Genomic DNA, 22215 nt, shown 5'->3' on the forward strand with positions numbered 1-22215 from the left:
ACGGTCGATATGGTGCCTGCATGTCGATCGTCTCGGTACGCACCCACCGGCTCTCCGCTCCGCTGCACACGCCGTTCGTGACCGCACTGCGTCGCACCTCCACAGTAGAGACCCTGGTGGTGGAGGTGGTCGACGCCGACGGGCGGTCCGGGTTCGGCGAGGCACCCCAGGTGTGGCGGGTGACCGGGGCGTCGATCGGCGGTGCGCGGGCGTGTGTCGAGGAGGTGCTCGCCCCGCTGCTCACCCGACGGAACCCGGACGACCTGGTGGCGCTCTGCGCGGAGGTGCGCCGGGCGGTGGTCGGCAACGAGGCGGCGAAGGCGGCGGTGGACGTCGCGCTGCACGACCTGGCGGCCCGGCGGCTCGGGGTACCGCTGGTGCGGCTGCTCGGCGGTACGTCCCGGCGGGTCGCCACCGACGTCACCCTGTCGGCCGGGGACGCGGTCGAGTTGGCCGGGGCGGCGAAGCAGCGGGTCGCCGACGGTTTCGACGTACTCAAGGTGAAGGTCGGCACCGACGCCTCGGGTGACCTGGCCCGGGTCCGGGCGGTACGCGCCGCCGCCGGGCCGCAGACCCGGATCCGGCTCGATGCCAACCAGGGCTGGACGCCCCGGGAGGCGGTCCGGGTGATCCGCAGTGTCGAGGACGCCGGCCTCGACGTGGAGCTGGTGGAGCAGCCGGTGCACGCCCGGGACATCGCCGGGCTGGCCTGGGTGGCCGAGCGGGTGGACGTGCCGATCCTGGCCGACGAGTCGGTCTACGGTCTGCGGGACCTGGTCGAGGTGATCCAGCGGAGGGCCGCCGACATGGTGAACGTGAAGCTGGCCAAGTGCGGCGGGCTGGGTCCGGCCCGGGCGCTGCTGGAGCTGGCCGCCGAGCACGGCCTCGGCACGCTGGTCGGCTCGATGATGGAGAGTCAGATCGGGATCGGCGCGGCCGCCAGCCTGGTGGGCGCGTACGGCACCAGCGCCGTCTCCGACCTGGACGCCGCCTGGTGGCTGGCCTGGTCGCCGGTGCAGGGCGGCATCCGGTACGAGAATGCCGCCGTGCTGTTGCCCGACGCTCCCGGCCTCGGCATCGCCGGCCTGCACCGGACGCCGCCCCCGACGCCCTGACCGGGAAGATCGTCCGCCACCCACCACCCACCACCCACCACCCACCACCCGCCACCCGCAAGCCTTGAAGGCAACATTCAGTCGCTTGTTGCAGTACGGCGCTAATTTTCATAAGGTTCGGGCGGAGGGCGGGGCGAGGACGGGTGGGACTGACATGGTGCTGCGCTCGGGGCACGAAGCCGTTGTCCGGGTCGCCGTCGCCACCCTGTGGGCGCGCCCCGAGGCGATCCGTCCGGTGGACGCGCCGGCGTTGTCCCGCCGGACCGACATCGCCGGCTGGATCTCCGGGATGACCGCCGACCAGCGGGTCGGCGAGTGCGTGCTCAGTCAGCTCCTGCTCGGCGAGCGGGTGCTGGTCGAGGAGATCCGCCCGGACGGCTGGGTCCGGGTCGTCGCCGTGGAACAGCCGGCGGCCAAGCTCGACCCGAGAGGCTATCCGGGCTGGCTACCGCTCGAGCAGCTCGTCGAGCCCGCCGATCCGGCCCCGGCACCCCCGGACCTGGTCGTCGCGGCGACCGTCACCCGGCTGCACGACGCCCCGTCCGGCGCGGTGCTGCTGCCCGGGGTCATCCTGGGTACCCGGCTCGCCAGCGCGGGACCGTCCAGGGGCGGCTGGCGGCCGGTACGGGTCCCCGACCACGGGCAGCCGCTCTGGGCGCCCGACACCCATCTCGCCCCGGCGCCGAGCCGGCTGCCCAGCGCGGCCGAGGTGCTCACGGTGGCCAGTCGGCTGCGTAACGTGGTCTATCTCTGGGGCGGCGTCTCGGCGTACGGCATCGACTGTTCCGGCCTGGTGCACCTGGCCTGGCGGCGCTTCGGCGTACGCCTGCCCAGGGACGCCGACGACCAGGCGGCGGCGACGCTCCCGGTGCCGCTCGGCGCGGAACGCCCCGGCGACCTCTACTTCTTCGCCCGCCCCGGCCGGCCCGTGCACCACATCGGCATCGTCACCGCCCGGCCGGGGCCGGATGGCGACCGGCGGATGCTGCACGCCTGCTACACCAAGCGACGGGTCCTGGAGGAACCGATGCCCGCCGACCGGGTCGCGACCCTGGTCGGCGTGCACCGGGTCACCGAACCTTTTCCCCGCTGAACCGCGAGGCGCGCACCTCGGCCCCGCTCCCCTCGTGGGCCACGTGGCCCACGAGGGGATCCGTTCCCTGACCCGCCGTGTCGGCGGTCGCGTCAGGCGACCGGGACCGACAGTCGTCGCGTCAGGCGACCGGGACCGACAGTCGTCGCGTCAGGCGACCGGGACCTTGTCGGCTGACCGGCGGTCCCGGCTGGACTTGATCAGGCTGGCCACGGTCGCGATCGCCAGGGTGCCCAGGATGACGGTGAGCGAGAGCCAGATCGGGATGTGCGGCGCCCAGGCGATCGGCTCACCACCGTTGAGGAACCCGAGGTTGTTGCCGGCCAGCGCCTCCAGCACCAGCTTGACCCCGATGAAGCCGAGCACCACGGCGAGCCCGATGTTGAGGTAGACCAGCCGGTCGAGCAGCCCACCGAGCAGGAAGTAGAGCTGCCGCAGCCCCATCAGCGCGAAGACGTTGGCGGTGAAGACCAGGTACGGCTCCTGGGTGATCCCGAAGATCGCCGGGATGGAGTCGAGCGCGAAGACCAGGTCGGTGGTGCCGATCGCGATCAGCACGATCAGCATCGGGGTGAAGAGCCGGCGGCCGTTCTCCTGGACCGTGAGCCGGGTGCCGGAGAAGTCGCGGGAGACCGGCAGGGCCCGCCGGGTCCAGCGGATCAGCACGTTCTCCTTGAAGTCGTCCTCGGTCGGCTCACCCTGGCGGAAGAAGTTGATCGCCGTGTAGATGAGGAACGCGCCGAAGATGTAGAAGACCCAGGAGAACTGGTTGATCAGGGCCGCACCGGCCGCGATGAAGCCACCGCGCATCACCAGTGCCAGCACGATGCCGATCAGCAGCACCTTCTGCTGGTACTGCCGGGGCACGCCGAACCTGGACATGATGATCACGAAGACGAAGAGGTTGTCCACCGAGAGGCTGTACTCGGTGAGCCAGCCGGTGTAGAACTCCCCGGCCACGGTGAAGTTGGTGGTCAGGGCCAGACCGACCCCGAAGATGATCGCGAGGCCGACGTAGAGCGCGACCCAGAGGCCGGACTCCTTCAGGCTCGGCTCGTGGGGTCGTCGGCCGATGATCACGAGATCGAGTAGCAGGATCGCCGTCATCACGACTAGTGAGACGGCCCAAACCCAGGCGGACACGTTCAAAGCACTCCTCCGGCAGGCACGCGGCACCGCCGTCAGCACGCGGATGACGCGCGTCAGGCGGTGTAGACGGTGGTGACTGTCGGAGGTCTCTTCCGCCGTCGCCACGCGGAGACGCCGTGGCGACAACCTACGGTGCCGGGTCTTCGTACCGGTCTGCCGGCCGATGACCGTGTTGACGACACCGTCGCGAAGGAATACTCCCCTCCTACAGCGCCATTGTTCACCATTCCCCGCCGGTTGCGCATCTCCCCCTGTCGAGGCTGCTCTGGTCACCACCACTAATCATCCTAGGAACCTAGGTGCTATTTCGGGGAAAGACCGGGTCGGCGAGGGACCAACCGGCCGCGAGAATCCCGTCGCAGGCCAGAATCGCGGCGCGCAGCCGGTCCCGGAGCGGACCGGTGAGTTCGATCACGGGTACCCCGGAATCGGCCAGGACCGCCCGGAACCGCTCGGTCATCCAGCCCCGCAGATGTGCCCCGTCCCGCAGTCCGTCGTCGCTGAACGGCACCCCACGGTGGTCGGTGAGCAGATAGAGATCGGGTCGACGGGCGGCGGCCCGGACCCGGGGCGAGGTCGAACCGAGATAGCGCTCCTCCCAGACGGCGGTGGCCCGGGCGTCGGTGTCGCAGAAGAGCAGCGGTCCGCTCCGCCGGGCGGCCGCGTCCTCGGCCGCCTGCTGCTCCCGGACCACCGTCTCGAAATCCGCCCGCTCCCACTCGACGTCGAAAATCGTCGCCGCCGGTTCGGTACGCCGCAGCCGGCCGAGCTTCGCCTCGGTGAGCTCCCGGCCGTACTCCGGTACCCAGCAGGTGCGGTAGTGCCGGGCCAGCGCCTCGGCCACCGTGGTGGTACCGGTGGACTCGGCGCCCACCACCACGATCCGGCGGACGAACCAGGCCCGGACCGGCGGACTGAGCATCGCCCAGTGCCCCACCGGATCGGCCCGGACCGCCGTGCCGGAGACCGGTACGGCGGCCCGGGCCGGATCGACGGGTACGTCCACCGCGTCGAACCGGTGGGCCAGCTCCGCCCCGTACGCCTCGGAGGAGAAGACCGCGTCGACCCGGTCCGGTCCGACGGCCGCCCGGAAGACCGCACAGTGCGCCTCCCAGGCGGCCGGGTCGGCGTAGTCGACCGGGTGGTCGTCGTACCGGCCGACGAACCGGACGTGTCGGTCGGCGGCGTGCACCTCGCGCAACCAGTCCAGCCGCAGCTCCAGCGGAATCGACTCCCGCCGGGACGGCGCCACCACCACCGTGACGGCGGCGCACCGGCGGGCCGCCTCGGCGATCAGCGCGTGGTGCCCGGCGTGCGGCGGATAGAACTTCCCCACCACCAGCCCGTGCCCGAACTCCGGCCGGCCGCCCCCCGCCAGCACCGGGTGCACCGCATCCCGCCCGGGCCGCACGAGGGGAAAACTGCCGGTGTTCCGTGCGGTCGGCGGAGCCGCCCGGCCGGGCCGTGGTGCGGCGGCGGGGCCGCCCGGGTCGCGCACGCTCACGGGGTGACCGGCGCCGGACCGGGTGCGATCGGCCGGGCGGCGGCCGAGAGCCGGCGCAGGTCGGCCCGCCAGTTCCGCAGCCCGAGCACGCAGAGCCCGAGGAAGACCAGGTAGAGCGCGGCGGTCAGGTGCAGGCCCTTGTAGGCGTAGAGCGGAATATAGACGAGATCGGCGGTGATCCAGATCCACCAGCTCTCCACCCGCTTGCGGCACTGGCCGTACGTCGCCATCAGGGAGAGCGCGGTGGTGACCGCGTCCGGCAGCGGCACGGTCGAGTCGGTCGCCCGGTCCAGTAGCAGCCAGAGCAGCAGCGTCAGCACCGCACCGGCGCCGACCAGCACCGTCCACTCCCGACGACCGGTCCGGCTGACCACCAGCCGGCTCCGCTGCGCACCGCCGAAGAGCCAGGCCCACCAGCCGTAGAGGCCGAGGGCGACGTAGACGATCTGGAGCCCGGCGTCCGCGTACAGGCCGGCGGTCCAGAAGAGCACCATCAGCAGCAGCACGTTGGCGATGCCGACCGGCCAGTTCCACATCTTCTGCCGGGCCAGTAACCAGACGTTGAGTACGCCGGTCGCGAAGCCGAGCAGTTCGGCCCGGCTGGTCGGCGTACCCGCCACGGTGAACGCCGTACCGGTCAGCCAGTCGAGCATGGCGCACCTCCCGCAAGATCCTTCGGAGTTCCTACCGTAGGTACCGGCGGGCGGGACGGGTATACCCCGATCGACCAGCCCCGGCCCGCCGTGCCATGCTGCGAATCATGGTGCTGGAGGTTGCCCTGATCGACGTGCTGGCCGGTCAGGAGGAGGCGTTCGCCGAGGCGTACGCCAAGGGTCACCCGACGTTGGCCGGTACCCCCGGCTGCCGGTCCGTCCGGATGACCCGGGGGATCGAGTCGCCGTCCCGGTTCGTGCTGCTGGTCGAGTGGGACTCGGTCGAGGCCCACCTGGAGAGCTTCCGGGCCACCGAGCGGTTCGACACCTGGCGCGCACTGATCGGCCCGTACTTCGCCGCCCCACCGGTGGTCGAGCACTTCACCGACGTACCGGCGCCGGGCTGACCCCCGACTTACGCAGACTGTCGTACGCCGTCGTCAAGTCGATGGCAAGCGGTCAGCCACTCCAGCCGGTCACCCCGACTGTTCCGGGCCGGGCCAGTCGCCAGGCTTGCCCCAGTCCCCCGGTTCGAGGACGAACTGCCCGTACGGCACCGTCCACACCACCTCGTGACCGAGCCGGTGACCGCTGTGCCCCTCCTCTCCGTACGCCGTGCCGTGGTCGGAGCAGAGCAGCACCAGGCAGGGCCGGTCCCGGGAGGTGGCGAGGGCGAAGAGCCGCCCGATGTGCCGGTCGACGTACTCCAACGCGGCGGCGTGACTCTCCCGGGAGTCCCGGTCGGCGCCGGGCAGGTAGTGCCGGTTCGGCTGGTGGATCGCCGCGACGTTGACGAAGAGGAAGAGCGGCCGCTCCTCCGGCACGGTCGGCAGCACGGTGGCGATCCGGTCGAGTTGCGCCTCGAAGCACCGGGGTGCGGAGACGCCGAACTGGGGCTCCCAGTGCGCCTCGGCGAAGAGGGCCGGCAGCACCCCACCCAGCGGGGACCTGCTGTTGAAGAAGCCGACACCGCCCACGCAGACGGTGTGGTAGCCGGCACCGGCGAGGGCCCGCACCACGTCCGGGGCGTCGAAGGTCCAGGTCTGTTCGCCGGTGCTCTCGCTGCCCGGGACGGCCGCCGCGAAGAGCCGGGTGTGCGGGCCGGGTGTGGTCGGCGTGGGCAGGAAGCCGGCGAAGAACGCCTGGTGCGCCGCGTAGGTGAAGCTGGCCGGACTGTGCCGTCGCTCCCAGACGCCGCCCGGCAACGCGCGCACCAGGTTCGGGGTGCGCCCGGCCGCGGCAAGCTCCTCGGCCACGTCGTAGCGGAGTGTGTCCAGGGTGACGAACAACAGGTCGTGGCTGCCGATCAGCTCCTTCATGCCGCCCTCCCCACCTCTCTGTCGCGTCCCGGATTCCCATGCTGCCCGGTGCCGCCGTCGCCCGCGCGCCCGGACCCCCTGCCCGCCCCGACCGCCGACGCCGACTCGGACTCCACTGTCGAGCGCAGTTCTACTCCCACCCCGGACCGCACTCTCGACCCGGGTCCCGCTGTCGGCTCGGGCCTCGGTGTCGGCTCCGGTGCCGGCCTGGTCGGGCCGCCTCGCCGAGCCGGCCCAGGGCGGCGGTGCATCCGAGCCGGCCCAGGGCGGCGGTGCATCCGGCGTACCAGGCGGCGAAGGACAGTCCCGCCGTGCCCGGCGGACCGGTCGGCACCGCGCAGCAACCGGTCGACCCCGGCGTCCTCGCCCGTGGGCGCCCGGAACAGCGTCACCCGACGGTTCTCCGGGTTGCCGACGACCACCAGCGGGGCCCTGCCAGTCATCCGTCGATCATGCCAGTCACTCGTCGACGGCCATCTACCGGTCGCCGCACCCCGGCCACTCCCACCGGCGATTCCCGCTGGCCCGGACAGGGCCGGATCGGGTTGACTCTGCGGCATGCTGGAACGGGTCGCACTGGTAACCGGAGTCAGCCGGCGGGCGGGAATCGCCGCCGCGGTCGCCCGGCGGTTCGCCGCCGCCGGCTACCGGCTACAGCTGACCGGGCTACCCGAGTACGACGACGCGCAGCCGTACGGCGGCGATCCCGAGGGCATCCCGGGGCTGCTCGCCGAACTGGAGCAGCTGACCGGCGACCCCGACCTGGCCCGGTACCGGGCCGCCGACCTGACCTCGCCGACCGCCCCCGCCGAACTGGTCGAGACGGCGGTACGCGTCCACGGCCGGCTCGACGTGCTGGTCGCGGCACACGCCTATTCGACGCCCACCCCGCTGGGCAAGCTCGACGCGGACGAGATCGACCGGCACCTCGTGGTCAACGTGCGGGCGAACCTGCTCCTCGCCGAGGCGTTCGCGGCGGCGTTCGACGCCGGCACCGGAGGGCGGCTGGTGCTCTTCTCCAGCGGTCAGCGGCTCGGCCCGATGCCCGGCGAGCTGGCGTACGCGGTCAGCAAGGCCGGGGTGGAGAACCTGACCCGGCAGTTGAGCCCACTGCTCATGCCCCGCGGCATCACGGTGAACTGCGTCAACCCGGGGCCGACCGACACCGGTTGGGCCCCGCCGGCGGAGATGGCCGCCAGCGGTTACCTCTTTCCGGGCGGCGAGTGGGGCCGGCCGGACGACGCCGCCCGGCTCGTCGAGTGGCTCTGCTCGGCGGACGGCCGCTGGATCACCGGCCAGGTGATCGACTCCGAGGGCGGCTTCAACCGGTACGCCTGACGGCCGCCGGCCACGCGGCCGGTGGTCAGCTGACCCCGGCCGCGTCCATCCCGCGCAGCTCCTTCTTCAGTTCGGCGACCTCGTCGCGGATCCGGGCGGCGAGTTCGAACTGCAACTCCCGGGCGGCGGCCAGCATCTGGTCGTTCAGTTCCTGGATGAGCTGGGCCAGCTCGGCCCGGGCCATCCCCTCCCGGGCCGGTGCGGCACCGACCCGGCCCCGGCTGCGGGTCTCCGGCGTCGGCGCCTTGCCCCGGGACATCTGCCGGACCGCGCCGCCGACCCGGGTGGTGGCGCTGTCGGTGTCCTCGGCCTCCCGGTAGATGTCGTCCAGGATGTCGTGGATCTTCTTGCGCAGCGGCTCCGGGCTGATCCCGTTCGCCTCGTTGTGCGCGACCTGCTTGGCCCGGCGCCGGTTGGTCTCCTCGATCGCCTCGGCCATCGACGGGGTCATCTTGTCCGCGTACATGTGCACCTGGCCGGAGACGTTCCGGGCGGCCCGGCCGATGGTCTGGATCAGCGACCTACCGCTGCGCAGGAAGCCCTCCTTGTCGGCGTCGAGGATCGCCACCAGCGACACCTCGGGCAGGTCCAGCCCCTCCCGGAGCAGGTTGATCCCGACCAGTACGTCGTAGTCGCCCTTGCGCAGCTCGCGCAGCAACTCCACCCGGCGCAGCGTGTCGACCTCGGAGTGCAGGTAGCGGACCCGGATGCCGTGCTCCAACAGATAGTCGGAGAGATCCTCCGCCATCTTCTTGGTCAGCGTGGTGACCAGCACCCGCTCGTCCCGCTCGGTACGCAGCTTGATCTCGTGCATCAGGTCGTCGATCTGCCCCTTGGTGGGCTTCACCACCACCTCGGGGTCGACCAGGCCGGTCGGCCGGATCACCTGCTCGACCACCTCGCCCTGGGCCTGCTCCAGCTCCCACGGGCCGGGGGTGGCGGAGAGGAAGACCATCTGGCCCACCCGGTCCAGGAACTCGTCGAAGCGCAGCGGCCGGTTGTCGGCGGCGCTGGGCAGCCGGAAGCCGTGGTCGATCAGCATCCGCTTCCGGGAGGCGTCGCCCTCGTACATGCCGCCGATCTGCGGGATGGTGACGTGCGACTCGTCGACCACGGTCAGGAAGTCGTCGGGGAAGTAGTCCAGCAGGCAGTGCGGCGCGCTGCCCGGCGACCGGCCGTCGATGTGCATCGAGTAGTTCTCGATGCCGGAGCAGAAGCCGACCTGGCGCATCATCTCCACGTCGTAGGTGGTGCGCATCCGCAGCCGCTGTGCCTCCAGCAGCTTGCCCTGCCGCTCCAGCTCGGCCAGCCGCTCGGCCAACTCGGCCTCGATGCCGGCGAGCGCCCGCTCCATCCGCTCCGGGCCGGCGGTGTAGTGCGTGGCCGGGAAGATCAGCAGATGGTCCACCTCCCGGACCACCTCGCCGGTCAGCGGGTGCAGGTAGTAGAGCTTCTCCACCTCGTCGCCGAAGAACTCGATCCGGAGCGCCAGCTCCTCGTACGCCGGGATGATCTCCAGCGTGTCGCCCCGGACCCGGAAGGTGCCCCGGTTGAACGCCATGTCGTTGCGGGTGTACTGCACGTCGACCAGCCGGCGGAGCAACTTGTCCCGCTCGACCTCCTGGCCCACCCGGATCCGCACCGACCGGTCCAGGTATTCCTGCGGGGTGCCCAGGCCGTAGATCGCCGAGACGGTGGCGACCACCACCACGTCCCGGCGGGTCAGCAGGGACATCGTGGTCGCGTGCCGGAGCCGCTCGACCTCCTCGTTGATCGAGGAGTCCTTCTCGATGTAGGTGTCGGTCTGCGGGATGTACGCCTCGGGCTGGTAGTAGTCGTAGTAGGAGACGAAGTATTCGACGGCGTTGTTGGGCAGCAGCTCGCTGAACTCCTTGGCGAGCTGGGCGCAGAGGGTCTTGTTCGGCGCCAGCACCAGGGTGGGACGCTGCAACCGCTCGATCAGCCACGCCGCGGTCGCGCTCTTGCCGGTGCCGGTGGCGCCGAGCAGCACGCTGTGCCGGTCGCCCCGACGGACCCTGCGCTCCAGGTCGTCGATGGCGGTCGGCTGGTCACCCGAGGGCCGGAACTCGGAGATCACCTGGAAGCGGCCGTCGAGCCGCGGAATGTCGAGCGCCATGACCTCAACCGTACGCCGACGGTGTGACAAGCCGCCGGGCCACGGTGGGTACACGATCGGCTTCGATATCGTCATTGTGTGTGTAAGATCACCGCGCTACCGTTCTAGGGTAGGCCGCTCGCGGCGGCCGACCGGGTCTGCGACAACAGCCGCCACACCGGCTGCGTCGCATCCGGCGCAGGAGTTGCAGCCCCGGCTCAGGCCGGCGAGCGCACCGATGCGGTCGCGCAGAGCGCAGACCGGCCGCCGCGAGCGCCCTTTACGTCCCTCCCCCGGTCGTTGTCCGCCCCACCGCGTCGTTCTGCGGCGCCCCGCCCGGGTCGCGGCCGTCCGCCGGCTCGGCGCCTCTCACGACCCCTCCTCGGGCGGCGCCGGTCGCCAGCCGACGGCCGCCGCCCACTCCTCGGCGTACCGGTGCTCCCGGTCGAACCACGGCTCCTTCGCCCCGGCGTAGGCGTCCAGGTCCGGGCCGGCCGCCGCCAGCCGCCGCTTCACCGCCAGATAGTCGGCCCGGCGCTCCGGGTCGGCCCGCAGGTGGTCGCGCATCAACAGGGCGAACCGCCAGCCCGGCGAGCCGATCTCCCGGACGTGCAGGTTGACCGGCCGGCCCGGATCCGCGCCGCCGTGCAGCCGCTTCTCCCACCGGGAACTGTCGTCGCCGGGATGGCGCGGGTTGTCCCACCACTGTCCGGGACAGCGCGGGAAGCCGGCCTCGGCGAGCCGGTCGGCCAGCGCGTCCGCCTCGGCCAGCGAGGTGACTCCGAGCTGGAGGTCGACGACGTCCTTGGCGGCCAGCCCGGGCACCGAGGTCGACCCGATGTGGTCGACGCGGACCTCGGCCGGGGCGACGGCGTGCCGGATCCGGGCGGCCAGCCGCCGGTACTGGGCCGGCCAGCCCGGGTCGGGTTCGACCAGTCGCGCCTCGGTCGCCCGTACCGGTCGGCGCTGCCGGACGTTGCGCTCGTACGGCGTCAACCGGTCCCGCCAGAGCACGTCCAGCGCGGCGTGCAACTCGGTCAGCTCACCATCGTTGTCCAGCAGTACGTCGGCGGCAGCGGCCCGCCGCTCGTCGTCGGCCTGGGCCCGGATCCGCTGCGTCGCCTGCTCGGCGGTCATGCCACGGTCCCGGACCAGCCGCTGCACCCGGGTCGCCTCGGCGGCCCGCACCACCAGCACCAGGTGGTACGTCGGGGCGAGCCCCACCTCGACCAGCAGCGGTACGTCGTTGACCACGATCGCGTCCGGGGCCGCCCCGTGCACCAGTTCGGCGCTGCGTCGGCGTACCCGGGGGTGGATGATCGCCTCCAGTCTGGCCCGCGCCGACGGGTCGGCGAAGACGATCTCGCCGAGCACCGCCCGGTCCAGGGTGCCGTCCTCGGCACAGACCCGGGCGCCGAACGCGGCCACCACCTCCCGCAGCCCCTCGGTACCGGGTTCGACCACTTCCCGGGCGATCCGGTCGGAGTCGACCACCACCGCCCCGAGGCGGGCCAGTCGGGCCGCGACGACGCTCTTGCCCGACCCGATTCCACCGGTGAGTCCGACCTTCAGCACCGGTCCAGTCAACCCGATCGGCGCCCACCCGCCAAGATCTTCGGATTTCGCGACCCGTCCGGGCACCCGCTACCGCAGAGCCGGCCGGGGAAGGGCACGGGTAGGGAGAAGGGGGAGGAATTAGCAGGAGCAAAGGGGAAGGCCCGCTTCCCGGACCGGTCGACCGATCCTGGAAGCGGGCCTTCGCCGCGTGTTACCCCGCGTCGGCTACTTGCCGCCGGCGAGCTTCTCCCGCAGTGCGGCGAGCGCCTCGTCGGTGGCCAGCGTGCCGGCCGGCTCCTCCGCCTGGCGGGCCGGAGTGGTGCTGCTGGACGAGGTGCCGCCACCGCCGCCGCCACCGCCGGTGCCACTGGTCGCGGCGGCCGGGTTGGCCGCTGCCTCGGCGTCGGCCGCCCGGGAGTTCTGCACCTGCTTGGTGTGCGCCTCCCAGCGGTTGCGGGCCTCGGCGTACTGCTGCTCCCAGGCCTCCCGCTGCTTGTCGAAGCCCTCGAGCCACTCCCCGGTCTCCGGGTCGAAGCCCTCCGGGTAGATGTAGTTGCCCTCGTTGTCGTAGGTCGCGGTCATGCCGTAGAGGGTCGGGTCGAAGTGCTCCTCGCCCTCGACGAAGCCCTCGTTGGCCTGCTTGAGCGAGAGCGAGATCCGCCGCCGCTCCAGGTCGATGTCGATGACCTTGACCATGACATCCGAGCCGACCTGGACGACCTGCTCCGGGATCTCCACGTGGCGCTCGGCCAGCTCGGAGATGTGCACCAGGCCCTCGATGCCGTCGTCGACCCGGACGAACGCGCCGAACGGCACCAGCTTGGTGACCTTACCCGGCACGATCTGCTGGATCGCGTGGGTACGGGCGAACTGGCGCCACGGGTCCTCCTGGGTCGCCTTCAGCGACAGCGAGACCCGCTCGCGGTCGAGGTCGACGTCCAGCACCTCGACCTCGACCTCCTGGCCGACCTCGACGACCTCGGAGGGGTGGTCGATGTGCTTCCAGGAGAGTTCGGAGACGTGCACGAGGCCGTCCACGCCGCCAAGGTCGACGAAGGCGCCGAAGTTGACGATCGAGGAGACGACGCCCTTGCGGACCTGGCCCTTCTGGAGCTTGTTGAGGAACTCGGTGCGCACCTCGGACTGGGTCTGCTCGAGCCAGGCCCGGCGGGACAGCACCACGTTGTTGCGGTTCTTGTCCAGCTCGATGATCTTGGCTTCGAGCTCCCGGCCGACGTACGGCTGGAGGTCCCGCACCCGACGCATCTCGACCAGGGACGCGGGCAGGAAGCCGCGCAGCCCGATGTCCAGGATGAGGCCGCCCTTGACCACCTCGATGACGGAGCCGCGGACGACGCCGTCCTCGTCCTTGATCTTCTCGATCGTGCCCCAGGCGCGCTCGTACTGGGCCCGCTTCTTCGAGAGGATCAGCCGCCCCTCCTTGTCCTCCTTCTGGAGGACGAGGGCCTCGATGTGATCACCGACCGACACCACCTCGGCGGGGTCGACGTCGTGCTTGATCGACAACTCGCGCGAGGGGATGACGCCCTCGGTCTTGTAGCCGATGTCGAGCAGGACCTCGTCCCGATCGACCTTGACGACGGTGCCTTCGACAATGTCGCCGTCGTTGAAGTACTTGATGGTCTCGTCGATCGCGGCGAGGAATGCTTCCTCGGAACCGAGGTCGTCGACGGTGACCTTGGTGGCGCTCGAGGGGGCCTCGATGCTGCTCGTCATGTGGGCGGTTGCTCCGGTCGGATGGATGTCACAGCAGGTTTGTGTCGCGGTGACCCTTTACGCTCTGCGGATCCGTCGTCAGGTGCACCGGGCGGTCGCTGCTCCGACCGCTGGGATTATCCGACGACCGCGGACCTGCTCCCTGCCGAGGCACACGATCCGCGAGCGCATCGAACAGCTTACCGTGCGCATTACCACAGCATGCAAGCCCTCCCCGCACGTGATGAGATCCGCTGTCCACTGCTCGGGAAGAGGTCGCCAGGGCGCCGTGCCCGCACCTTACCCCGCACCGGTACCGGCGCACCGCGACCGACCGCGCGGCGCGCGGGCGGACGGCGTGGCCGCCGACCCGATCCGTGCCCGCGCCCGCCCCGGGCACTAGCGTTGCGGGGTGCCCGAGAACACCCTGGCCGAGCTGCCCGAGGACGACCTGCCCGGAGTACTCCGCCGCCCGGTCAGCGACGGCGAGAGCCGGTGGGCCAACCGTCGCTGGTGGGACGCGGACGCCGACGACTACCAGGCCGAACACGGCGCGTTCCTGGGCCAGGTGGACTTCGTCTGGTGCCCGGAGGGGCTGCGCGAGGCCGACGCCCGGCTGCTCGGCGAGCTGACCGGCCGGCGGGTGCTCGAACTCGGCTGCGGCGCGGCCTCGGCGGCCCGCTGGCTCGCCGCCGAGGGTGCCCGGCCGGTCGGGCTCGACCTCTCCGCCGGCATGTTGCGGCACGCCGCGCTCGGGGCCGCCAGCTCCGGGGTACGCGTGCCGCTGGTCCAGGCCGACGCCCTGGCGCTGCCCTTCCGGGCGGCCAGCTTCGACGTCGTCTGCACGGCGTTCGGCGCGATCCCGTTCGTGGCCGACTCGGCGGCGGCGCTCCGCGAGGTGTACCGGGTACTCCGCCCGGGCGGCCGGTGGGTGTTCTCGGTCACCCACCCGATGCGGTGGATCTTCCTCGACGACCCGGGCGAGGGCGGACTGGTCGCCACGCACTCCTACTTCGACCGCCGGCCGTACGTCGAGCAGGACGCCACCGGCACCCCGAGCTACGTCGAGCAGCACCGCACCCTCGGCGACCGGGTACGCGAGATCGTCGGCGCCGGCTTCGTCCTGCGCGACGTGGTGGAGCCGGAGTGGCCGGCCGGACACGAGCAGGTCTGGGGGCAGTGGAGCCCACTGCGCGGCCGGCTCTTCCCCGGCACCGCCATCTTCGTCTGCGACAAGCCCGCCGGCACGACCGCCTGACATCACCCCGTAAGTCCCTTTCCCGCTCCCGGCGGCGCAGCGGTTACCGCTCCGAGCCACCGGGTAGACCCCGGTATGCCAGAGCGAAGGAAGCTGCACAAGGGCGACCGGGTCAGTTGGCGCAGCCACGGCTCCAGTGCGCACGGCACCGTCCAGGAGGAGATCACCGAACGGACGTACGCCGGGAAGCGCACCGTCGCCGCCTCGAAGGAGAACCCGCAGTACCGGGTCCGCACCGACGAGGGGCGGGACGCGGTGCACAAGCCGGAGGCGTTGTTCGATGAGTAGCCGGGACGACGACGGCCGGGACACCGTCCGGGAGTTCCGGGACGCGGTGAACATGAACCCGGGCGAGCTGGGCAAGTGGCTGGCCACCGACGAGGCGAAGGCGGTGGGTTGGCGCAGGCGCGGCAGCGGCGGCGAGTCGGTCGGGCACGAGTCCGGCCGGCGCATCATCGACCTGCTGCGCAAGAGGGCGAACCAGTTCACCGACCGCGACTTCGCGCACATGCGCAAGGTCGTCGGGTACGTACGGCGGCACATGGCCCAGCGCCCGGCCGGGGACGTCCGCAACACGAAGTGGCGCTACTCCCTGATGAACTGGGGCCACGATCCGCTGAAGGCGCCGCTGCCGGCGGTGGGCGGACCCTCCCGGAAGGCGCTGCAACGGCACCGGGAGGCGGAGCGCTCCTCGGACCGGAACCGGCGCCGCTGACGCCGGCCCGGCCCACGCGGTCAGTGGTCGGCGCTGTTCCAGTCGGAACCGACGCCGACCGACACCTCGAGCGGTACGGCCAGCGGATAGGCGCCGCCCATCTCGCGCCGGACCAGCGCCTCAAGGTCGGCCCGCTCGCCGGGGGCCACCTCGAAGACGAGCTCGTCGTGCACCTGGAGCAGCATGCGGGAACGCAGGCCGGAATCGCGCAGCGCGGTGTCGACGTGCAGCATCGCCACCTTGATGATGTCGGCCGCCGAACCCTGGATCGGGGCGTTGAGCGCCATCCGCTCGGCCATGTCCCGGCGCTGCCGGTTGTCGCTGACCAGGTCGGGCAGGTAGCGCCGACGGCCGAGGATGGTCTCGGTGTAGCCGTCCTTGACCGCCTTCTTCACCACCGTCTGGAGGTAGTCCCGGACCCCGCCGAAGCGGCTGAAGTATTCCTCCATCAGCGCGCGTGCCTCGTCGGCGGCGATTCCGAGCTGTTGGCCGAGGCCGAACGCGCTCAGCCCGTACGCCAGGCCGTAGTTCATCGCCTTGATCTTGCGTCGCTGGTCCGGCGTGACCTCGGCCACCGCCACCCCGAAGACCGAGGAGGCGGTCGCGGCGTGGAAGTCGGCGCCGGAGTTGAACGCCTCGATCAGCGCGGCGTCGCAGGAGAGGTGCGCCATGATCCGCATCTCGATCTGGCTGTAGTCGGCGGTGAGCAGGGACTCGTAGCCCGGCCCCACCACGAAGGCCCGGCGGATCCGCCGGCCCTCCTCGGTGCGGATCGGGATGTTCTGCAGGTTGGGGTCGGTGGAGGAGAGCCGGCCGGTCGCCGCCACCGTCTGGTGGAACGTGGTGTGGATCCGGCCGTCGTCGGAGACCGACTTGAGCAGGCCGTCGACCGTGGACTTGAGCCGGGCCACGTCGCGGTGCCGGAGCAGGTGCTCCAGCAGCGGGTGCGGCTGCTGTGCGTAGAGCCACTGGAGGGCGTCGGCGTCGGTGGTGTAACCGGTCTTGATCTTCTTGGTCTTGGGCAGGCCCAGCTCGGTGAAGAGGATCTCCTGCAACTGCTTGGGCGAGCCGAGGTTGAACTCCCGCCCGATCACCCCGTACGCCGCCTGGGCCACCGCCTTCACCTCGCCGGCGAAGTGCGCCTCCAGCTCCGACAGGTAGTCGGTGTCGGCGGCGATGCCGGTCCGCTCCATCGCGGCGAGCACCTCGATCAGCGGCTGCTCCACCTCGTCGAGGAGGCGGGCGGACTGCTCGCCGTCCCGGGACAGCTCGGCGCCGATCGCGTCGGCCAGATCCAGGGTGGCCCGGGCCCGGAGCATCAGGTTCTGCTCGACCTCGCCGTCGTTGCCGAGGCCGTCGAAGGCGAGCTGGCCGGTCTCCGGCGCGTCGACCTTCAGCTCCCGGTGCAGGTAACGCAGGGCGAGGTCGGTCAGGTCGTAGGACCGCTGGTCGGGGCGGGCCAGATAGGCGGCGAGCGCGGTGTCCCGGGCCACCCCGCGCAGCGTCCAGCCGTGCGCGGCGAAGGCGAGCCGGGCCGGCTTGCTGTCGTGCAGCACCTTGGGCCGCTCCGGGTCGGCGAGCCAGTCGGCCACCGCCGCCTCGTCGGCCGGGGCCAGGCCGGCCGGGTCGAACCAGCCGGCCGCCCCGGTCGCGGTGGCCAGCGCGACGCCGGTCAGCGCGCCGGTGCCCCGGCCGAACGAACCGGCGACGGCGACCCCGACCGGAGTGCCGGGCGACACGTGCTCGGCGAGCCAGCCGGTCACCTCACCGGTCGGCAGGACCCTGCCGGAGAGGTCGAACCCGGACTCGGCCTCCGGCTCCACGGCGTCCAGGTACTGGTAGAGCCGGTCCCGCAGGATGCGGAACTCCAGGGTGTCGAAGACCTGGTGCACCGCCTCCCGGTCCCAGCCCTGCCAGCGGGTCTCCTCGGCGCGCAGCGGCAGCTCCAGGTCGGAGACCAGGCAGTTGATCTCGTAGTTCCGGATCACGTCGGCGAGCCGCTCACGCAGGTTGTCGCCGGCCTTGCCCTTGATCTCGTCGGCCCGGGCGACCACACCCTCGACCCCGCCGTACTGGAGGATCCACTTCGCGGCCGTCTTCGGGCCCACCCCCGGCACGCCGGGGAGGTTGTCGCTGGTCTCGCCGACCAGCGCGGCCAGGTCCCGGTATTGCTCGGGGCCGACACCGTAGCGCTCGGTGACCGCCGCCCGGTCCATCCGGGCCAGGTCGGAGACGCCCTTGCGGGGGTAGAGCACGGTGACCCGGTCGTCGATGAGCTGGAACGCGTCCCGGTCGCCGGTGCAGATCAGCACATCCATGCCGGCGTCCCGGCCCTGGCAGGCGAGAGTGGCGAGCACGTCGTCAGCCTCGTAGCCCGGCTTCTCCACCGTCGGCACCCGGAGCGCGGCCAGCACCTCCTTGACCAGGCTGACCTGGCCGGCGAACTCGCCCGGCGTCTCGGCGCGGCCGGCCTTGTATTCGGCGTAGCGCTCGGTGCGGAACGACCGCCGGGAGACGTCGAACGCCACCACGATGTGCGTGGGACGCTCGTCGCGGAGCACGTTGATCAGCATCGAGGTGAAGCCGTAGACCGCGTTGGTCGGCTGCCCGGTCGTGGTGGAGAAGTTTTCCACCGGCAGGGCGAAGAACGCCCGGTATGCGAGCGAATGACCGTCGAGCAGCAGCAGGCGCGGCGTGGAGGCTGTCACGATAGGCGACTCTAGTCCGCACCCCCGACACCGTAACCACCCGCCGGGCCGCCCGGCGGGCCTGCGGGTACCCCCCGGGCAGACGCGGCAGGCCCCGGTCCGGAGAACCGGACCGGGGCCTGCTGGCTACGGGATCAGGCGACCCCGAGATATGCCTCCTTGACCGACGGGTCGTGCAGGAGTTCCTGGCCGCTGCCCTCCTTGACGATCCGGCCGGTCTCCAGCACGTAACCCCGGTGTGCCCGGGAGAGCGCCTGCTGGGCGTTCTGCTCCACCAGCAGGACCGTGGTGCCCTGCTGGTTGATCTCCGTGATGATCTCGAAGATCTGCTGGATCACCATCGGGGCCAGCCCCATGGACGGCTCGTCCAGCAGCAGCAGCTTGGGTCGGCTCATCAACGCCCGCCCCACGGCCAGCATCTGCTGCTCACCGCCGGAGAGCGTGCCGCCGGCCTGCTTGCGCCGTTCGGCCAGCCGGGGGAAGAGCCCGAACACCCGCTCCAGGTCGGCGGCGATCCCCGCGCTGTCCCTTCGGGTGTACGCCCCCATGTCGAGGTTCTCCAGCACCGTCATGCCGGGGAAGATGCCCCGACCCTCCGGCGACTGGCAGATGCCCCGGCCCACCCGCAGGTCGGCGCGGAGGTTCGTGATGTCCTCACCGGCGAACCGGACCCGGCCCCGGGCCACCGGCCGCAGCCCGGAGATGGCCCGCATCGTGGTGGTCTTGCCGGCGCCGTTGGCGCCGATCAGAGCCACGATCTCGCCCTCGTCCACGTGCAGGCTGATGCCGTGCAGTGCCTCGATGCGGCCGTACAGCAGGGTCAGGTCCTCGATCTCAAGCAGCATCTGCCGGCACCCCCAGGTAGGCCGCGATCACCTTCGGGTTCTCCCGCACCTCGGCGGGGAGCCCTTCGGCGATCTTCTTGCCGAACTCCAGCACGACGATCCGGTCGGTGACACCCATCACCAGCCGCATGTCGTGCTCGATGAGCAGCACGGTGTAGCCGAGGTCGCGGATGCGCCGGATGAGCTGGAGCAGTTCCTCCTTCTCCGCCGGGTTGAAGCCGGCGGCCGGCTCGTCCAGGCAGAGCAGTTTCGGCTCGGTGGCCAGCGCCCGGGCGATCTCCAGCCGCCGCTGGTAGCCGTACGGCAGGTTGCGGGCCAGTTCGTTGGCCCGGTCCCCGATGCCGACGAACCGGAGCAGTGCCAGCGCCTTGCGCTCACCGGCCCGCTCCTCCAGGGTGTGCCGGGAGATGCCGAAGATCTTGGCGCAGGTGAGCCGGATCCGCTGCCACGCCCGGTAGAGCGGAACCTCCGAGTCCACCACCGGAAGCTCCTCCGGCTTCGGCCGGACCCGGTAGAGCCGGAACAACGCCCCCGGCACGCTGGTGAAGTGCTGTGAGTCGGTGCCCACCATCACGTTCTCCAGCGCGGTCATCTCCGGGAAGAGCCGGATGTTCTGGAAGGTCCGCGCGATGCCCATCCGGTTGATCTGGTGCGGCTTGCGACCGCTGACACGGGTGCCGTCGAACCGCACCTCGCCCTCACTGGGTCGGTAGACCCCGGTCATGGCGTTGAAGCAGGTGGTCTTGCCGGCGCCGTTCGGTCCGATCAGCCCGATGATCTCACCCTTGTAGATCTGGAAGCTGACGTCGTCGAGCGCGACGACCCCACCGAACCGGAGGGTGAGGTGGTCGACGTCGACCAGTACCTCCCGTTGGCGGGGGATCGCCCCGCCGACCTTGATCTCGTCCTTGAGCTCGTCCTCGGACAGCGACTGGATCTCTTCCCTGATCTCGTCGTCAGGCATTGGCGGACACCTCCTTCGCCCGATCCTGCAACTCGCGGGCGCGGCGCCGGCTCGGAATCAGACCCTGCGGCCGGAGCAGCATGATCAACACCAGGGCAACACCGAAGACCAGGTACCGGTACTCGGCGAAGTCCCGGAACCGCTCCGGCAGGTACGCCACCAGGAAGGCGCCGAGCGCCACCCCGGCCATGTTGCCCGCGCCGCCGACGACCACCATCGCGACGAACAGGATGGAGAGCAGGGCATTGAACTGGTTGGGCTCGATGAACGCGTTCCGGCTGGCGAAGAGGAAGCCGGACATCCCGCCGAGTGCGGCACCGATGGCGAAGGCCCAGAGCTTGAACTTGAAGCCGTACACCCCCATCACCGCGGCGGCGTCCTCGTCCTCCCGGATCGCCAGCCAGGCCCGGCCGACGCGGCTGCGCTCCAGTCCCCGCACCGCGAAGATCAGGACGATGCCGACGGTGAGCGCCAGGTAGTACCACGGCTTCATGTCGATCAGGCCGAAGAGGTCGTTGTCCGGTGAGGGCACGCCCTGCGGTCCCGGGATCCCCGCGATGCCGGAGGGGCCGCCCGTCCAGGCGACGTTCCGGGCGACGATGCGGATGATCTCGCCGAAGCCGAGGGTCACGATCGCCAGGTAGTCGCCACGCAGCCGCAGCGTCGGCCAGCCGAGGATCACCCCGGAGATCATCGTCAGGGCGATCGCCAGTGGGATGCAGATCGCCCAGGCCACCGACCAGTTCTCGGAGAGGCCGAACTGGCTCTGCAACGCCTTCACCACCGGCGACTGCTTCGAGCCGAAGAGCGCCACCGAGTACGCGCCGATGGCGTAGAAGCCGACGTACCCCAGGTCGAGCAGGCCGGCGAGCCCGACCACCACGTTCAGGCCGATCGCGATCAGCACGTAGATGGCGCAGGTGAAGAGCACGCCGGCCCAGTTGTTGCCGCCCGGGACCGAGTCGGTGCGCAGCCAGGTGAGCCCCGGGATGCCGAGGTAGGGAAGGTAGTAGAGGAAGGCCAGGAAGGCGAGGAAGGCCAGCGCCCGCTGCCACTTCGGCAGCGCGCGGAACCGCGCGCCGATCTCGCCGGTCACCCCGCTCACCCGACCGGTCACGTTCCGGATGGTGTCGGTCATGCCCGTGCCCTCCCCAACGACTCTCCCAGCAGGCCGGTCGGCCGGAACAGCAGCACGACCACCAGCACGACGAACGCGGCCACGTCCTCCCAGTTCGACGAGGTGAGGGTCGCCGCGTAGACCTCGACGACGCCGAGCAGCAATCCGCCGAGCAGGGCGCCCCGCAGGTTGCCGATACCGCCGAGCACAGCCGCGGTGAACGCCTTGAGCCCGAGCAGGAATCCGACGTTGAACCGGGTGTTGCCGTACCGGATGTTGTAGAGCAGCGCCGCGGCGCCGGCCAGCAAGCCGCCGAGGAGGAAGATCAGCAGGATCACCCGGTCCTTGTTCACGCCCATCAGCGCGGCGGTGTCCGGGTTCTGCGCGACCGCGCGCACGCCCCGGCCGTACCGCGTCCGGTTGATGAACTGGTCCAGCGCGGCCATCATCAGCAACGCGGCGCCGATCGTGATCACCTGGGTGTTGGTGATCTGGGTGTTGCCGATCGTCAGCCAGACGTCCCGCTCGATCACGTTCGGCATGCCTTTGATCAGCCGGCCCTGCCAGACGCCGAACGCCTCGGAGATGGCCAGCGACAGCCCGATCGCGGTGATCAGGAAGATCAGCGGTGGAGCGTTCATCCGGCGGAGTCGTCGATAGGCCACCAGTTCCACCGCGACGGCGGTGGCACCGGAGGCCAGCGCCCCGGCGAGCAGGCCCGCGACGAGCAGCAGCAGCAACATGCCGATCGACGCGCCGTCGGTCGCACCGAGCATGCCCCACACGCCGAGGACCGCGAAGGTCCCCACCATGAAGACCTCGGAGTGCGCGAAGTTGATCAGCCGGAGTACGCCGTAGACCAGGGTGTAACCGAGTGCCACGAGCGCGTAGATCGAGCCCTTTGCCAAACCGTCAATGGTGTGCTGGCCGAGATGCCCGAAGAGTTCATCGAAGTTCACGAAGTCTCCCTTTTACACCGCGTGGGGGCGGGGGGTCCCCCCGGGCGCACGTCGGGTGTGTTGGTCTCCTTTTCTTTTTATCCTGCTGG

19 protein-coding genes are annotated in these 22215 nt (G+C 71.1%); 7 read left to right on the forward strand and 12 right to left on the reverse strand.

Features of this window, described 5'->3' with window-relative positions; translation table 11 throughout:
• The first annotated feature begins 20 nt into the window (after window positions 1–20).
• Both V1634_RS34625 and V1634_RS34630 read left to right on the forward strand, forming a co-directional pair.
• Window positions 21–1115 (forward strand): mandelate racemase/muconate lactonizing enzyme family protein, encoded by a 1095-nt coding sequence (locus V1634_RS34625; RefSeq protein ID WP_331211839.1) that lies wholly within the window; start codon window positions 21–23, stop codon window positions 1113–1115.
• Window positions 1116–1269: 154 nt separating this feature from the next.
• The gene (locus V1634_RS34630; RefSeq protein ID WP_331211840.1) at window positions 1270–2208 is read left to right on the forward strand and encodes a C40 family peptidase; all 939 of its coding nucleotides are present in this window, start codon (window positions 1270–1272) and stop codon (window positions 2206–2208) included.
• 150 nt (window positions 2209–2358) lie between these two features.
• Here the strand turns inward: V1634_RS34630 and V1634_RS34635 are convergent, their stop codons facing one another.
• The 3 genes from V1634_RS34635 to pnuC form a co-directional block, all read right to left on the reverse strand.
• Entirely contained in the window at window positions 2359–3357 is a 999-nt protein-coding gene (locus tag V1634_RS34635; RefSeq protein WP_331211841.1) for a TerC family protein, read from the reverse strand.
• A 295-nt stretch (window positions 3358–3652) separates the two neighbouring features.
• Window positions 3653–4738: an AAA family ATPase gene (locus V1634_RS34640; RefSeq protein WP_331211842.1), complete on the reverse strand. Its 1086-nt coding sequence runs from the start codon at window positions 4736–4738 to the stop codon at window positions 3653–3655.
• 119 nt (window positions 4739–4857) lie between these two features.
• Window positions 4858–5514: a nicotinamide riboside transporter PnuC gene (gene pnuC, locus V1634_RS34645; protein ID WP_331211843.1), complete on the reverse strand. Its 657-nt coding sequence runs from the start codon at window positions 5512–5514 to the stop codon at window positions 4858–4860.
• A 107-nt stretch (window positions 5515–5621) separates the two neighbouring features.
• Here pnuC and V1634_RS34650 point away from each other — a divergent pair, with 107 nt between their 5' ends.
• Complete coding sequence (locus V1634_RS34650; RefSeq protein WP_331211844.1) at window positions 5622–5921, forward strand: antibiotic biosynthesis monooxygenase family protein; 300 nt, start codon at window positions 5622–5624, stop codon at window positions 5919–5921.
• 69 nt (window positions 5922–5990) lie between these two features.
• On the opposite strand, the gene V1634_RS34655 is transcribed toward V1634_RS34650, so the two are convergent.
• The gene (locus V1634_RS34655; protein WP_331211845.1) at window positions 5991–6833 is read right to left on the reverse strand and encodes an STM4013/SEN3800 family hydrolase; all 843 of its coding nucleotides are present in this window, start codon (window positions 6831–6833) and stop codon (window positions 5991–5993) included.
• Window positions 6834–7391: 558 nt separating this feature from the next.
• Here V1634_RS34655 and V1634_RS34660 point away from each other — a divergent pair.
• Window positions 7392–8171: an SDR family oxidoreductase gene (locus V1634_RS34660; RefSeq protein ID WP_331211846.1), complete on the forward strand. Its 780-nt coding sequence runs from the start codon at window positions 7392–7394 to the stop codon at window positions 8169–8171.
• Window positions 8172–8196: 25 nt separating this feature from the next.
• Here the strand turns inward: V1634_RS34660 and uvrB are convergent, their stop codons facing one another.
• The 3 genes from uvrB to rpsA form a co-directional block, all read right to left on the reverse strand.
• Entirely contained in the window at window positions 8197–10308 is a 2112-nt protein-coding gene (uvrB, locus tag V1634_RS34665; RefSeq protein ID WP_331211847.1) for an excinuclease ABC subunit UvrB, read from the reverse strand.
• Between the two features lie 348 nt (window positions 10309–10656).
• A complete protein-coding gene (gene coaE, locus V1634_RS34670) occupies window positions 10657–11862 on the reverse strand; it encodes a dephospho-CoA kinase (protein ID WP_331211848.1) in 1206 nt (401 codons plus the stop codon).
• 207 nt (window positions 11863–12069) lie between these two features.
• Entirely contained in the window at window positions 12070–13581 is a 1512-nt protein-coding gene (gene rpsA / locus V1634_RS34675; RefSeq protein WP_331211849.1) for a 30S ribosomal protein S1, read from the reverse strand.
• A 391-nt stretch (window positions 13582–13972) separates the two neighbouring features.
• Here rpsA and V1634_RS34680 point away from each other — a divergent pair, with 391 nt between their 5' ends.
• The 3 genes from V1634_RS34680 (at window position 13973) to V1634_RS34690 (ending at window position 15533) form a co-directional block, all read left to right on the forward strand.
• Window positions 13973–14818 carry a class I SAM-dependent methyltransferase gene (locus V1634_RS34680; protein WP_331211850.1) on the forward strand — a complete coding sequence of 282 codons (846 nt, stop codon included), beginning with the start codon at window positions 13973–13975 and terminating at the stop codon, window positions 14816–14818.
• Window positions 14819–14893: 75 nt separating this feature from the next.
• A complete protein-coding gene (locus V1634_RS34685; RefSeq protein WP_107263450.1) occupies window positions 14894–15106 on the forward strand; it encodes a hypervirulence associated TUDOR domain-containing protein in 213 nt (70 codons plus the stop codon).
• On the forward strand, window positions 15099–15533 hold the full coding sequence (locus V1634_RS34690) for a DUF3140 domain-containing protein (protein WP_331211851.1): 435 nt from the start codon (window positions 15099–15101) through the stop codon (window positions 15531–15533). The genes V1634_RS34685 and V1634_RS34690 overlap by 8 nt, the downstream gene beginning before the upstream one ends.
• Window positions 15534–15553: 20 nt before the next feature.
• On the opposite strand, the gene polA is transcribed toward V1634_RS34690, so the two are convergent.
• The 5 genes from polA to V1634_RS34715 form a co-directional block, all read right to left on the reverse strand.
• Window positions 15554–18241 (reverse strand): DNA polymerase I, encoded by a 2688-nt coding sequence (gene polA, locus V1634_RS34695; RefSeq protein ID WP_331211852.1) that lies wholly within the window; start codon window positions 18239–18241, stop codon window positions 15554–15556.
• 134 nt (window positions 18242–18375) lie between these two features.
• Entirely contained in the window at window positions 18376–19086 is a 711-nt protein-coding gene (locus V1634_RS34700; RefSeq protein ID WP_331211853.1) for an ABC transporter ATP-binding protein, read from the reverse strand.
• On the reverse strand, window positions 19076–20050 hold the full coding sequence (locus V1634_RS34705) for an ABC transporter ATP-binding protein (protein WP_331211854.1): 975 nt from the start codon (window positions 20048–20050) through the stop codon (window positions 19076–19078). The genes V1634_RS34700 and V1634_RS34705 overlap by 11 nt, the downstream gene beginning before the upstream one ends.
• Window positions 20043–21134: a branched-chain amino acid ABC transporter permease gene (locus tag V1634_RS34710; RefSeq protein ID WP_407951910.1), complete on the reverse strand. Its 1092-nt coding sequence runs from the start codon at window positions 21132–21134 to the stop codon at window positions 20043–20045. The genes V1634_RS34705 and V1634_RS34710 overlap by 8 nt, the downstream gene beginning before the upstream one ends.
• A 50-nt stretch (window positions 21135–21184) precedes the next feature.
• Window positions 21185–22126, reverse strand: coding sequence for a branched-chain amino acid ABC transporter permease (locus V1634_RS34715; RefSeq protein WP_331211856.1), 942 nt, complete (start codon window positions 22124–22126; stop codon window positions 21185–21187).
• Window positions 22127–22215 lie beyond the last annotated feature (89 nt).

The sequence above is a fragment of the Plantactinospora veratri genome, assembly GCF_036421995.1.
Taxonomy (GTDB): domain Bacteria; phylum Actinomycetota; class Actinomycetes; order Mycobacteriales; family Micromonosporaceae; genus Plantactinospora; species Plantactinospora veratri.